Source organism: Streptomyces marokkonensis (genome assembly GCF_008312835.1).
GTDB lineage: Bacteria > Actinomycetota > Actinomycetes > Streptomycetales > Streptomycetaceae > Streptomyces > Streptomyces marokkonensis_A.
The window spans coordinates 25,272-38,702 of the sequence record NZ_VSKS01000028.1 but is presented as its reverse complement, the minus strand read 5'-3'; the positions used below and the strand labels follow the sequence as shown (position 1 = coordinate 38,702).

General features: G+C 71.6%; 10 protein-coding genes. 2 read left to right on the top strand and 8 right to left on the bottom strand.

Features of this window, described 5'->3' with window-relative positions:
• The 7 genes from F1615_RS32535 to F1615_RS32505 form a co-directional block, all read right to left on the bottom strand.
• Complete coding sequence (locus tag F1615_RS32535) at nucleotides 1-1,827, bottom strand: branched-chain amino acid ABC transporter permease (protein ID WP_149552633.1); 1,827 nt, start codon at nucleotides 1,825-1,827, stop codon at nucleotides 1-3.
• 5 nt (nucleotides 1,828-1,832) lie between these two features.
• A complete protein-coding gene (locus F1615_RS32530) occupies nucleotides 1,833-2,765 on the bottom strand; it encodes a branched-chain amino acid ABC transporter permease (protein WP_149552632.1) in 933 nt (310 codons plus the stop codon).
• A gap of 110 nt (nucleotides 2,766-2,875) precedes the next feature.
• The gene (locus tag F1615_RS32525) at nucleotides 2,876-4,111 is read right to left on the bottom strand and encodes a branched-chain amino acid ABC transporter substrate-binding protein (protein ID WP_149552631.1); all 1,236 of its coding nucleotides are present in this window, start codon (nucleotides 4,109-4,111) and stop codon (nucleotides 2,876-2,878) included.
• A gap of 288 nt (nucleotides 4,112-4,399) precedes the next feature.
• Nucleotides 4,400-5,002, bottom strand: a complete 603-nt coding sequence (locus F1615_RS36630) for a Tat pathway signal sequence domain protein (protein ID WP_149552630.1) — start codon at nucleotides 5,000-5,002, stop codon at nucleotides 4,400-4,402.
• Nucleotides 4,999-5,433 carry a hypothetical protein gene (locus F1615_RS32515; protein WP_149552629.1) on the bottom strand — a complete coding sequence of 145 codons (435 nt, stop codon included), beginning with the start codon at nucleotides 5,431-5,433 and terminating at the stop codon, nucleotides 4,999-5,001. Before F1615_RS32515 ends, F1615_RS36630 begins: the two co-directional genes overlap by 4 nt.
• A 77-nt stretch (nucleotides 5,434-5,510) precedes the next feature.
• Nucleotides 5,511-5,993, bottom strand: a complete 483-nt coding sequence (locus tag F1615_RS32510) for a PaaI family thioesterase (RefSeq protein ID WP_149552628.1) — start codon at nucleotides 5,991-5,993, stop codon at nucleotides 5,511-5,513.
• 52 nt (nucleotides 5,994-6,045) lie between these two features.
• A complete protein-coding gene (locus F1615_RS32505) occupies nucleotides 6,046-8,325 on the bottom strand; it encodes an FdhF/YdeP family oxidoreductase (protein ID WP_149552627.1) in 2,280 nt (759 codons plus the stop codon).
• A gap of 193 nt (nucleotides 8,326-8,518) precedes the next feature.
• Here F1615_RS32505 and polA point away from each other — a divergent pair, with 193 nt between their 5' ends.
• Together polA and F1615_RS32495 are read left to right on the top strand one after the other, a co-directional pair.
• Nucleotides 8,519-11,245: a DNA polymerase I gene (gene polA, locus F1615_RS32500; RefSeq protein ID WP_149552626.1), complete on the top strand. Its 2,727-nt coding sequence runs from the start codon at nucleotides 8,519-8,521 to the stop codon at nucleotides 11,243-11,245.
• Nucleotides 11,246-11,990: 745 nt separating this feature from the next.
• Nucleotides 11,991-12,425 carry a hypothetical protein gene (locus F1615_RS32495; protein ID WP_208818464.1) on the top strand — a complete coding sequence of 145 codons (435 nt, stop codon included), beginning with the start codon at nucleotides 11,991-11,993 and terminating at the stop codon, nucleotides 12,423-12,425.
• Here F1615_RS32495 and F1615_RS32490 read toward each other — a convergent pair.
• On the bottom strand, nucleotides 12,343-13,206 hold the full coding sequence (locus F1615_RS32490) for a DUF4184 family protein (protein ID WP_149552625.1): 864 nt from the start codon (nucleotides 13,204-13,206) through the stop codon (nucleotides 12,343-12,345). The genes F1615_RS32495 and F1615_RS32490 overlap by 83 nt on opposite strands.
• Nucleotides 13,207-13,431: the final 225 nt, after the last annotated feature.

The window sequence follows — 13,431 nt, the reverse complement described above, 5'->3', positions numbered from 1 at the left end:
TCAGGCCCCTGCCTTGCTGAGGACTGTCGGCGCTTCGGCCTCTTCGTGGAATTCGAGCTGGCGACGCCGGTTCGGGATGAGACCTTCCGGCCGGAAGCGCATCAGGAGCACGAGCGCGAGGCCGAAGGCGAAGAGCTGGTAGTCGCCGAGGAACTGGAGCTTGGCGGGGATGAGGTAGAGCAGTGCCGCGCCGACGAGGGGTCCGCTGATGGTGCCCATGCCGCCGAGGACGACCGCGGCGAGCAGGAAGGCGCTGTTGGGCGGGACGACGTGGGCGAACTGGTACTGCTCGGGGGTGACGGTGTAGGTGACGTGCGCCTGGACGGTGCCGGCGAGGCCGGCCAGGGTGGCGCCGAGGGCGAAGGCGATCAGCTTGACCCGGAAGCCGTTGATGCCCATGGCCAGCGCGGCGGTCTCGTCCTCGCGGATGGCGATCCAGGCACGGCCGATGCGGGAGTCGCTGCTGCGCCGGAAGACCACGACCACGACCAGCGTGATGAGCAGCATCAGCAGGAAGTAGTTCGAGAACCGGCCGATGGAGACGCCCAGGATGTCGTGCTGCTGGCCGAAGTCGAAGCCGAGGATGTTGAGGTTCGGCACGGACGAGATGCCGTTGGAGCCGTTGGTGATGTCCGGTCCTGAGGTGCCGTCCATGTTGAGGACGGCGATGCGGAAGATCTCGCCGAAGCCGAGGGTGACGATGGCGAGGTAGTCGCCGCGCAGCCGCAGGGTGGGGGCGCCGATGACGACGCCGAAGACCATGGCGACGGCGGCGCCGATCAGGGCGGACAGCCAGAACGGCAGGTGGATGTCGAAGGGCGAGGTGGGGGAGCCGGAGACCATCGCCGCCGTGTAGGCGCCGACACCGAGGAAGGCGACGTACCCGAGGTCGAGGAGGCCGGCGAGGCCGACGACGATGTTGAGACCCAGGGCGACGGTGGCGAAGATCAGGATGTAGACGCCGATGGTGGCGTACCGGTCGTCCGACTGGGTGAAGGGGAAGGCCGCGGCCGCGACGAAGGCGCCGACCATGGTGACGGTGCGGTGCTTCGCGGTGATCGCGGAGAGGCGTCCGACCAGTCCGGCCTTGGCCACGGCGGCGAAGCCGAAGCCGGCGGTGATGAGGAAGCCGACGAACAGCTCGTCGTACTCGGTGCCGATGCCGTAGGTGAAGACGATCAGGCCGACGGCGAGGGCGGCGACGATGATCAGGATCTCGGCGTAGGACGGGAGCTTGCGCGCGGGGGAGGCGGTGCCCGAGGCGATGGCCGCCTTGAGGACGGCGCCCTGGTTGCGGGCGTTGTGGCGGAACGCCTCCCAGCCGGAGTCGTCGGGGTCCGCGGCGTCGAGCACGGGCCGTTCGAAGGGAAGGGCCAGCGCGCCGACGAGGGCGGCGAGGGTGGTGACGGCCGCGATCCAGCCGCCGGGCTCGAGGTTGACGAGTCCGCCGAGCGTGGTGCTGATCGCGATGATCGTGTACCAGGCGGTGACGAAGGTGCCGAGCGCGGCGAGCTTGAGGGCGCTGTCGGCCCCGGCGGGGACGAGCCAGCGCAGGCCCTTGACGCCGTAGGAGGCGAGGCCGAACAGCGCGGTGAGGGCACCGCCGATGAGGACGAGGACCTGCAGGCCGCCGGGGTAGCCGTACACGGTCAGGTCGCCGGGGAACTCGGAGGTCCAGGTCCAGGCGAGGAAGGTGGAGACGACGGCGAGGGCGCCGCCGGCGGTGGCGAGGGCGCGGCCGATGGTCTCGGGGATGCCGATCAGGCCCTTGGGGGTGTCGGCGGCCGGGGTGCCGGCGGTCTGTGCTGCTGTGGTCTGTGTGGTCATCGGTGTCACGCCCTGTCCGCGACTCGCTCACCGAGCAGGCCCTGGGGCCTGAACAGGAGCACGAGGATGAGGAGTACGAAGGCCCAGACGTCGGCCCAGGACTGGCTTCCGAACTGGTCGAGGCCGGGGATGTCGGCGATGTAGGCCGTGGAGAGGGCCTCGGCGATGCCGAGGACGATGCCGCCGAGCATGGCTCCGTAGATGTTGCCGATGCCGCCGAGGACGGCCGCGGTGAAGGCCTTGAGACCGAGGATGAAGCCCATGCGGAAGTCGATCTGGCCGTACTTGAGGCCGTAGGCGACACCGCCGACGGCCGCGAAGATGGCGCCCAGGGCGAAGGCGACGACGATGATGCGGTCGGTGTTGACACCCATCAGCTTGGCGGTGTCCGGGTCCTGGGCCGTGGCCTGCATGCCGCGCCCGGTGCGCGTCTTCATGACGAAGTAGGCGAGGATCGCCATGCTGAGGGGGGCGGCGAGCAGCAGGAAGACGTCACCGGTCTGGATGGTGACGTTGCCGATCTCGAAGGGACCGCCGTCGATCTGCGGGAACTCGATCGCGGAGCGGGCGTCGGGGTACCAGGCCCACACGGCCTGCTGGAGGGCGAGGGAGAGGCCGATGGCCGTGATGAGGGGTGCCAGCCGTGGTGCGCCGCGGAGGGGGCGGTAGGCGAAGCGTTCCGCCCCTACGGCGACCGTGGTGGCGACCAGCATGGCCCCGAGGATCATCAGGGGCAGCGCGATGGCCATCGAGGTGCCGTCGGGCAGGACGTACAGGTAGACCGTGATCGCCCCGAAGGCCCCGGTCATGAAGATCTCGCCGTGGGCGAAGTTGATGAGCTGGACAATGCCGTAGACCATTGTGTAGCCGATGGCGACCAGGCCGTACATGGATCCCAGTAGCAGGCCGTTGACCAGCTGCTGCGGCAGTTCGTTCACCGCATGTCCTCCGAGACGTTCGGATATTCGACGGATGGGGCCGGATGCGGGTCCGCGCGGGGCGCCAGTGATGCGGCGCCCCGCGCGGCCCTGGGTGCTGCGGGTGTGGGTCAGCCGGTGTAGGTACCGGACTTGACCGGCTCCCACGCGCCGTTCTTGACGGCGTAGACGGTCAGCTGCTTGTTCGTCGTGTCGCCGAACTCGTCGTAGGAGACCTTGCCGGTCACACCGTCGAAGGAGACGCCGGACATGGCCTCGACGACCTTGGCGCGGGCGTCGTCGGGGAGCTTGCCGTCGTTGGCGTCGACGACCTTCTTCACGGCCTCGATGATCGACCAGGCGGCGTCGTAGGAGTAGCCGCCGTAGGCCGCGAAGTCCTCCTTGTAGCCCGCTGCCTTGTAGTCGGCGGTGAACTTCTTGGCGGAGTCGAGCTGGTCGAGCGGGACACCGACGGAGGTGGCCAGGTCACCGTCGCTGCCCTTGCCGGCCAGCGAGATGAAGGTGGGGTCGTAGATGCCGTCGCCGCCGACCAGCGGCACCTTGGAGCCCGCGGCCTTGATCTGCTTGCTCAGCGGGCCGGCCTGCGGGTACTCGCCGCCGTAGTAGACGACGTCGGCGCCCGAGCTCTTCACCTTGGTGGCGACCGCGGAGAAGTCCTTGGCGTCGGGGTTGATGTGCTCGGTGCCGACCACCTTGCCGCCGAGCTTCTTGAACTCCGCGGTGAAGGTGCCGGCGAGGCCCGCGCCGTAGGTCTTCTTGTCGTCGATGACGAAGACCTTGCGCTTCTTGGAGTCGTTGTAGAGGTACTGCGCCGCGAACGGGCCCTGGATGGCGTCCGTGGTGGAGGTGCGGAAGTACGACTCGTACGGGCGCTTCTTCGAGGTCTGCCAGTCCTGGCCCTGGCTCAGGCTCGGGCCGGTGTTGGCGGGCGAGACCTGGACGAGCTTGGCGTCGTTGAAGACGCGCTGCATGGACTCGGCGACGCTGGAGTTCAGCGGGCCGACCACGCCGAGGACGTCCTTGTCGGCGACGAGCGTGGAGGCGTTCTGCTGGCCGGAGGAGGGCTGCGCCTGGTCGTCGAGGGCCTCGATCTTGAAGGTGACGCCCTCGACGAACTTCTCCTTGTTGGCGGTCTTGGCCGCGAGGTCCACGGAGTTCTTGATGCCGAGGCCCAGCGCGGAGAGGTCGCCGGTCAGCGGCGCGTCGACGCCGATGACCACGGTGGTGCCACCGTTGCCGGAGTCCGAGCTGCCGCCGCCGTCCTCGTCGCGTGAGCCGCAGGCGGTGAGGGTGAGCGCTCCCGCCGCCAGCGCGGCGGTGATGGCGATGAGTGAACGTTGACGCACGATCCAGTCCTTTCCCCTGACAGCCGTCTCCCGGTGGAAACGGCCGAGTCGAGCGCTGGGCCGACGAGACAATCGGACGGCGCGGTGACTGGCCGTGACTCTAAGCGTGGGTGGGGAATGCGGAGGAGACTCTGGCCAAGGCTGTGACGCTCTTGTTATGACACGACGTATTGCAGAGCGGTACTGAGTGGGGGGAAGGGCAGAATTCTCGCCGTTTTGCCCTGTCCGGATGGTGAGAAACCGCAGGACTCGACGGGGTTGGTTCAGGTGCATCAGCCGTTTTGGTGATTACCCGAACTTGTTGCTGCAGGCTACTTGCAGGGCTCGGGAGAGGTCCTGTGCGTACTGGGGTCCGAGGATGAAGCTGTGTACTTGTATTGCTCGCGTATTACGCAGCGTTACATCCAGGAAAGGGAGTCCGGCGTTCCGTGGCACATTTCCGCATTCCGTCACCCGCAGGGTGACCGTGATCTTGCGGGGGGATCCTGCTTTTGTCCGGAAAGGGGTGCGTGGGCTGGAGGTCACGGACAGTCCCGCGTACGGCTGGGAAATCCGGGTGACGGTAACCGGAGGTCCGGATTCCGTGATCACTTCCACCTCGAAAGTGAAGCCGCGCGAGGCGGTGTTGGAGCTCGTGGTCCCCGGCCGAAGGTACGCGATGTCGGTCACCTGGTTCGGGTACGGCGGAGCGGGCGGTGGTTCCGGCCGGGGCCGGGTGACGTACAGGTAGCCGCTGCCCGCGAGTACGGCGGAGGTGATCAGGGCGCCGAGCACAACCCTGCGGTGGCGCTCGAAGTGCCCGGCCAGGGGCCCCCGTTGGGGGAGGGGCGCAGGTGGGGCGTCCTGGACGTGGGTGCCCTCGCCCGGCTCGACCGGGCCGACCCCGCTCACTGCCAGGGCCCCTCGCCCGGCCCGCCGGCGCGGTACCACTCCACGCACCCCTCGCGCGCCTCACGGTCGATCAGCCCGCCGACGTCGTCGGCCCCTTGACGCTTGGCGGCCCGCGCGGAATCGACCACCTCGCGCAGGATCTCGTACTGCCCGCCGGACAGCCCCATGGACTGGTAGTCGCCATAGGTGCCGCCGTCCAGCACCTCGCGCGACCAGTGGCCGACGAGCGCGGCGCACAGGTCCTCGTCGGACGTCACCCGCGGTGACGGCGAGGCCGTGCGCCCGCCGTCCGCTGCGGCCGAGGGATCCCGGCCCGTGTGGCCGGAACCCGTCGTGTCGCAGCCGGTCACCGTCAGTCCCGTCAGAAGCGCGGCCGCGAGGGGCGCGGCGCATGCCCCCGCCCACGCCCGAGAGGTGCCTCCCCGTCGCATGCCCCGAACGCTAGGGCGCCGGCCGGCCGGAGGCAATGGCGGTGGGGGTGCGGGGAGGACCCGCACCCCGGCGGACGTCAGCCCGCGGCCTGCTCCCCGCCGCCGGGGTTCAGCTCCCGCAGCAGACAGGTCAGCCGCGCGGTGCACACCCGCTTGTCCGCCTCGTCGGTGATGACGATCTCGTACGTCGCCGTGGACCGCCCCCGGTGCACCGGTGTGGCGACCCCGGTGACCAGACCGGAGCGGACACCGCGGTGGTGCGTGCAGTTCAGGTCGACGCCCACCGCGATCCTGGAGCTGCCGCCGTGCAGCATCGAACCCACCGACCCGAGCGTCTCGGCCAGCACGGCCGACGCGCCGCCGTGCAGCAGCCCGTACGGCTGCGTGTTGCCCTCCACCGGCATCGTCCCGACGATCCGCTCGGCCGAGGCCTCCAGGATCTGCACACCCATGCGGGTGCCCAGGTGGCCCGCGGAGAACAGCGCCGGCAGGTCCACACCGAGCGCGGCGTACTCGTCGATGACCTCCTGCGGGAACTTCACCTGCTGCTGCTCTCCCATGGGCCCGGCTCCATTCGTCGTGCGTCGGTACGGCTGTCTGCTGAGCGAACGCTCAGTCGGTCGCCGATTGTTCCAGACGCACCACGACCGACTTGCTGGCCGGGGTGTTGCTGGTGTCCGCGGTGGCGTCCAGCGGCACCAGGACGTTCGTCTCCGGGTAGTACGCCGCGGCGCAGCCCCGTGCCGTCGGGTAGTGCACGACGCGGAAGCCGGGCGCCCTGCGCTCCACGCCGTCCTTCCACTCGCTCACGAGATCGACGTAGTCGCCGTCCACCAGGCGCAGCTCGCGGGCGTCCTCGGGATGGACCAGCACCACCCGGCGGCCGTTTTTGATGCCCCGGTAACGGTCGTCGAGGCCGTAGATCGTGGTGTTGTACTGGTCGTGCGAGCGCAGCGTCTGCAACAGCAGCCGCCCCGCCGGCAGTTCGGGGTACTCCACCGGCGCCGCGGTGAAGTTGGCCTTGCCGGTCGCGGTGGGGAAGCGGCGCTCGTCGCGCGGGGCGTGGGGGAGCGCGAAGCCCCCGGGACGCGCCACGCGCGCGTTGAAGTCCTCGAACCCGGGGACCACCCGCGCGATGCGGTCGCGGATCGCCGCGTAGTCCCTCTCGAACTCCTCCCACGGCACCGTGCCGCCCTCACCGAGGACCCGGCGGGCCAGCCGGCACACGATGGCCGGCTCGGACAGCAGGTGCGGGCTCGCCGGTTCGAGGCGCCCGCGCGAGGCGTGCACCATCCCCATGGAGTCCTCGACCGTCACGAACTGCTCGACGCCGCCCTGGACATCGCGTTCCGTGCGGCCGAGCGTCGGCAGGATCAGCGCACGCGCGCCCGTCACGGTGTGCGAGCGGTTCAGCTTGGTCGAGACGTGCACCGTCAGCCGGGCCCGGCGCATCGCCGCCTCGGTGACCTCCGTGTCGGGCGAGGCGGAGACGAAGTTGCCGCCCATGGCGAAGAAGACCTTCGCCTTCCCGTCGCGCAGCGCGCGGATGGCCCGTACGACGTCGTAGCCGTGCTCGCGCGGCGGCGCGAAGCCGAACTCCGCCTCCAGGGCGTCCAGGAACGCCGGCGCGGGGCGCTCGAAGATGCCCATGGTACGGTCGCCCTGCACGTTGGAGTGGCCGCGCACCGGGCACACGCCCGCGCCCGGGCGGCCGATGTTGCCGCGCAGCAGGAGGAAGTTGACGACCTCGCGGATCATCGGCACGGAGTGCTTGTGCTGGGTGAGGCCCATCGCCCAGCAGACGATGACGCGCTCCGACGCGAGGACCATCCGCAGGCACTGCTCGATGTCCCCGCGCGTGAGACCGGTCGCGGTGAGCGTCCCGTCCCAGTCTGCGGCACGCGCGGCCTCGGCGAACTCCTCGTACCCGTGCGTGTGTTCGCGCACGAAAGCCTCGTCGACCGCACCCGGCGTGTCGAGGATCAGCCGGTTGAGGAGGCGGAAGAGGGCCTGGTCCCCGCCGATGCGGATCTGCAGGAACAGGTCGGTCAGGGCGGCACCGGTGGTGAGCCCCCTGGGCGTCTGCGGGTTCTTGAAGCGCTCCAGACCTGCCTCCGGCAGCGGGTTGACGCTGATGATCCGCGCGCCGTTCGCCTTGGCCTTCTCCAGGGCGGACAGCATGCGCGGATGGTTGGTGCCGGGGTTCTGCCCGGCCACGATGATCAGATCGGCCCGGTACAGGTCCTCCAGCAGGACGCTGCCCTTGCCCACGCCGATCGTCTCGGACAGGGCCGAGCCGGACGACTCGTGGCACATGTTCGAGCAGTCCGGCAGGTTGTTGGTGCCGAGCCGGCGGGCGAAGAGCTGGTAGAGGAACGCGGCCTCGTTGCTGGTGCGCCCCGAGGTGTAGAAGACGGCCTCGTCGGGGGAGTCGAGGGCGGCGAGCTCCTCGGCGACGATGTCGAAGGCGCGCTCCCAGGTGACCGGCTCGTAGTGGCCGCCGCCCTCGGGGAGGTACATGGGGTGGGTCAGCCGGCCCTGCTGGCCCAGCCAGTACCCGCTGCGGCCGGCCAGGTCGGCGACGGAGTGCGCGGCGAAGAACTCGGGGGTGACCCGGCGCAGGGTGGCCTCCTCGGCCACGGCCTTCGCGCCGTTCTCGCAGAACTCCGCCCTGTGCCGGTGCTCCGGCTCCGGCCAGGCGCAGCCCGGGCAGTCGAAGCCGTCCTTCTGGTTGACGCCGAGCAACGTCAGCGCCGTGCGCTTCACACCCATCTGCTGCCGGGCCATCCGCAGGGTGTGGCCGACCGCGGGGAGTCCGGCGGCCACCCGCTTCGGTTCGGTGACCTGCGGTGCGTCCTGAACGGGATCACCCTTGGGCGGCTTCGTTGCCATCGCGCACTCCTGTTCACGCACACGTGTGAGGTACGTCTCCGATCCTGCCACGTCCCTTCAGCCCGTCGGGCGTCCGGGGACGGGGCCCCGGGACGCAGCCCCGGCGAAGGGAAAGGAGGGGGCGGAGGGGCGAATCCACCGCGTCGCACGCGGGCGGAACCGACTGTCAGTGCCACATGGCAGGATCGGGTACGTGGCAGACACAGCATCGAAGAAGACCGACCAGACCCCCGGCGGGGCCCGCCCGCGACTGATGCTCATGGACGGGCACTCGCTCGCGTACCGCGCGTTCTTCGCGCTGCCCGCGGAGAACTTCACCACCGCGACCGGCCAGCCGACGAACGCGATCTACGGCTTCGCGTCGATGCTCGCCAACACGTTGCGTGACGAGGCGCCCACGCACTTCGCGGTCGCCTTCGACGTCTCCCGCAAGACATGGCGCTCCGAGGAGTTCACCGAGTACAAGGCGAACCGCTCCAAGACCCCGGACGAGTTCAAGGGGCAGGTCGAGCTGATCGGAGAGCTGCTCGACGCGATGCACGCCGAGCGCTTCGCCGTCGAGGGGTACGAGGCGGACGACGTCATCGCCACCCTCGCCACCCAGGCCGAGGCCGAGGGCTTCGAGGTACTGATCGTCACCGGCGACCGGGACTCCTTCCAGCTGGTCTCCGAGCACACCACGGTGCTGTACCCCACGAAGGGCGTCTCCGAGCTGACCCGCTTCACCCCGGAGAAGGTCTTCGAGAAGTACGGGCTGACGCCCGCGCAGTACCCCGACTTCGCGGCGCTGCGCGGCGACCCGTCCGACAACCTGCCCGGCATCCCGGGCGTCGGCGAGAAGACGGCCGCGAAGTGGATCAACCAGTTCGGTTCCTTCGCCGAGCTGGTCGACCGCGTCGACGAGGTCAAGGGCAAGGCCGGGCAGAACCTGCGCGACCACCTGGAAGCGGTCAAGCTGAACCGCCGGCTCACCGAGCTGGAGCGCGGGGTCGAGCTGCCCAAGGGCGTCCCCCACCTGGAGCGGACCGCCTACGACCGCAAGGCCGTGGCGATGATCCTGGACACCCTGGAGATCAGGAACCCGTCGCTGCGCGAGCGTCTGTTCGCCGTCGACCCGGGCGCGGAGGAGGCGGAGACCACCCCGGTCGTCACCGCCGGCGTGGAGCTGGACGGCACCGTGCTGGGCGCCGGCGAGCTGGCCGGCTGGCTCACCGGCCACGGCACGGGCCCCCTCGGGGTCGCCACCGTCGACACCTGGGCGCTGGGCGCCGGCTCGGTCGCCGAGGTCGCGCTGGCCGCGGCGGGCGGTCCGGCCGCCTGGTTCGACCCCGCCGAGCTGGACGAGGCGGACGAGCGGGCGTTCGCGGCCTGGCTCGCCGACCGGGAGCGGCCCAAGGTGTTCCACAACGCCAAGGGCGCGATGCGCGTCTTCGCCGAGCACGGCTGGAGCATCGAGGGTGTCACCATGGACACCGCGCTCGCCGCCTACCTGGTGAAGCCGGGCCGCCGCTCCTTCGACCTGGACGCCCTCTCCCTGGAGTACCTGCACCGTGAGCTGGCGCCCGCCGCCGCGCCCGACGGCCAGCTGGCCTTCGGCGCGGACGACGGCGCGGAGGCCGAGGCGCTGATGCTGCAGGCCCGCACCATCCTCGACCTGGGCGAGGCCTTCGGCGGCCGCCTGGAGGACGTGGGCGCGGCGGACCTGCTCCGCGACATGGAGCTGCCCACGTCCGCGCTGCTCGCCCGCATGGAGCGGCACGGCATCGCCGCCGACCGGGCGCATCTGGAGGCCATGGAGCAGATGTTCGCGGGCGCCGTGCAGCAGGCGGTGAAGGAGGCGCACGCGGCGGCGGGACACGAGTTCAACCTGGGCTCGCCCAAGCAGCTCCAGGAGGTCCTCTTCGGCGAGCTGGCCCTGCCGAAGACCAAGAAGACGAAGACCGGCTACACCACCGACGCCGACGCCCTGGCCTGGCTCGCCGGCCAGACCGACAACGAGCTGCCGGTGATCATGCTCCGGCACCGGGAGCAGGCCAAGCTGCGCGTCACCGTCGAGGGTCTGATCAAGACGATCGCCGCGGACGGCCGTATTCACACCACGTTCAACCAGACGGTCGCCGCCACCGGCCGGCTGTCGTCCACCGACCCGAACCTGCAGAACATCCCCGTCCGCACGGACGAGGGCCGCGCGATCCGCCGCGGGTTCGTGGTCGGTGAGGGCTTCGAGTCCCTCCTCACCGCGGACTACAGCCAGATCGAACTGCGCGTGATGGCCCACCTCTCCGAGGACGCCGGCCTCATCGAGGCGTTCACCTCGGGCGAGGACCTGCACACCACGGCGGCCGCGCAGGTGTTCTCGGTCGAGCGGTCCGCGGTCGACGCGGAGATGCGCCGCAAGATCAAGGCGATGTCGTACGGCCTGGCGTACGGGCTGTCGGCCTTCGGCCTCTCCCAGCAGCTGAACATCGAGGCGGCCGAGGCGCGCGCCCTGATGGACGCGTACTTCGAGCGGTTCGGCGGTGTGCGGGACTATCTGCGCCGGGTCGTCGACGAGGCGAGGGCGACCGGGTACACGGCGACGCTCTTCGGCCGCCGCCGTTATCTGCCCGACCTCAACAGCGACAACCGCCAGCGCCGCGAGGCGGCGGAGCGCATGGCGCTCAACGCGCCGATCCAGGGCACGGCGGCGGACATCGTCAAGATCGCCATGCTGAACGTGGACCGCGCGCTGCGCGAGGCGGACCTGCGCTCCCGCATGCTCCTCCAGGTCCACGACGAAATCGTCCTGGAACTGGCCCCCGGCGAGCGCTCCGCGGTGGAGGACCTGGTCCGCCGCGAGATGGCGTCCGCGGTCCGGCTCCGCGTCCCCCTGGGCGTCTCGGTGGGCGCGGGCCCGGACTGGGAGTCCGCGGCCCACTAGCCCGGCCGGGGCGGTACACGCCGGTCCGCCACCCGGCCACACGGCGCGACCGGGGCCGTGCGGCCCGGTGGGCGCCCGTCCCGGCCGGTTCCCCCGCACCCGCGCCCGGCGGGGGCTCACCGGGCACGTGGTCGAGGCGGTGCGTCCGTCGCGGCGGCGCCGTCCGGCGCGCGGCCGGCCGGGCGCCGACGCACCGAAGCCACCGCGCCGGGACAGCCGGGGCGGACCGCCCGGCGGGGCTTGGCGCGGTCGAGGCGGTGCGGTGTCGCGCCGGGGCGGTGCGTCCGTCGCGGCGGGGAGCGCCCGCGGGACGGGGGCCGGCGCGCGGCCGGCCGGGCGCAGCGCACGGGGTGCACCGTGCCTGCGGGGTGCGGCCGGGGCGACCGTCGGGCGGGGGAGCCCGGCGTGGTCGGGGCGGAGCGGGTGCCGCGCCGTTCGTCGCGGGCGGCGTGTTTTCGCAGCGGTGAGGCCCGGCGGGCGGCCGACCGGGCTCGGTGCACCGGATCCACCAGGTCCGTGGGGCGCGGCCGGGGCGGCGGGAAGCGGTCCGGGCACAGGCCCGGCGCGGCACCGCGCCTGCCGGGCTCAGCAGCGCCGCGTCCGCAGTGGCGTGAGCGCGCGCGGGGGCGCGGTGCGGCGACGTACCGTCGGCACGGGCCCGCCGCTCCGCGTGCCCGGAGGGGTCTTCACTCGCGTGGCCCTCGCGGAGGCGCCGGTGGGCGGGTTGGCCGACAGGATGCGACGCATGGGTATACGCATGCTTCACCGCAGAGCGGCACCCCCGCGGGCCGACGCCGACGGACCCACCCTCAAGGCGTTTCCGCCGGTTCCGGTCTTCGCGGCCGCCGCAAGTACCGCCCGTGTCCCCGCCACCCTCGCGACCGCGCTGCGGAACGCCACCGCGGACCTCGGCCGCCGCATCACCGACGGCAGATGGCGCGCCGGCCGCGCCGCCGGCGCCGTACTCCCCGATGAGCAGCCACCCTGGCGGCTGTGGGCCGAACTGGCCCGCGCCTACCTCACCCTCGTGGTCACCTGGCTGCCCCGGCCCCGCCCCGTCCGCACCGTCACCGTGTTCGTCGCGGCGAGCGAGACCCTCAGCGTGCGGCCGTACGGCTCGTCCGCCGCGTACCGGCGTCCGCAGGGCCCTCCACGGCCGGGACCGGACGCCACGCCCTGACGGCCACCGCGTACAACGGCAGCGCGAGGAAGAGCCCCGCGCCCGCACCGAAGCACACCGTCGGGATCAGTTCCCAGGGCTTCGCGGCCGGCCCCCAGTAGGCCCACCACCGCGAGGCCCGCCGCACCGCCCCCACCACCGCGCACCCGCCGAGCAGCGCGACCGCCCACCACCGGTCGCCGGCGGAGAGCACGGGCACCCCGGCCGGTCCGGCCGCCCCGGGTGCCGTACGGCGCAGCGCCCGCGCCACGAACAGCGCGATCACGGCCGCGGCCACCGCCGAACCGCCGTACTGCAGGTACCAGTACAGCGGCGAGCCCGCGATCTCCTCGCCCAGCACGGGAAACATCCGCATCCCCCACCGGTCGAGATGCGTGAACGCGTCCCAGACCACGTGCGTCGACGCCCCCAGCACGGCCGAGACGTACCAGCGCGCCACCAGCGACGCCCGTACGCGTGCCCGGGGCGCCCCGCAGCGCAGAAGCGCCGCCGTCCGCCCCTGCCGGGCCCGAGGCAACAGCGCCACCAGCGGTTCGCGCACCAGCAGCCACAGCCCCACCAGCGCCCAGGCGATGAGCACATCGACCGTGAGCACGCCCCGGAAGGTGTGCGTCACGTCGCCGAACTCCATCGCCCCCGGCAGGACACTCGCCGCGTAATAGGTCATGTCGGGAGCGAAGCTGCCCGCGACCAGCACGGCGGGAACCAGGGCGCCCCGGCCGGTCCCGTCGGCGCGCACGGCCGGCAGGACCGCCGCGGCGTGGCTCAGCGTGAAGGGCAACTCGACTCCTCGCGAGAGGCGTTGACCGGGCCCGCGAGGGCCCGCTGTTCGGAAGGCCCCAGTATGCGCGACCCCCCGACCCGAGCCCCGCCGCACCATCAACGTGGCCAACCGGTGAATATCGGGCACGAACGGGTGTCCGGGCAAAGGAAGTTGTCGTAGGGTCTCGAGGGTCGTCACGCCGGGTGGCCGCGAAGCGCAACCGGCGGGGCGCGCGGAACGTCA

Excerpts from the sequence above, each read along its gene's own strand:
- F1615_RS32535 (WP_149552633.1), bottom strand. The coding sequence starts at position 1,827 with ATGACCACACAGACCACAGCAGCACAGACCGCCGGCACCCCGGCCGCC.
- F1615_RS32515 (WP_149552629.1), bottom strand. The coding sequence starts at position 5,433 with ATGCGACGGGGAGGCACCTCTCGGGCGTGGGCGGGGGCATGCGCCGCG.
- F1615_RS32510 (WP_149552628.1), bottom strand. The coding sequence starts at position 5,993 with ATGGGAGAGCAGCAGCAGGTGAAGTTCCCGCAGGAGGTCATCGACGAG.
- F1615_RS32505 (WP_149552627.1), bottom strand. The coding sequence starts at position 8,325 with ATGGCAACGAAGCCGCCCAAGGGTGATCCCGTTCAGGACGCACCGCAG.
- F1615_RS32495 (WP_208818464.1), top strand. The coding sequence starts at position 11,991 with ATGGGTATACGCATGCTTCACCGCAGAGCGGCACCCCCGCGGGCCGAC.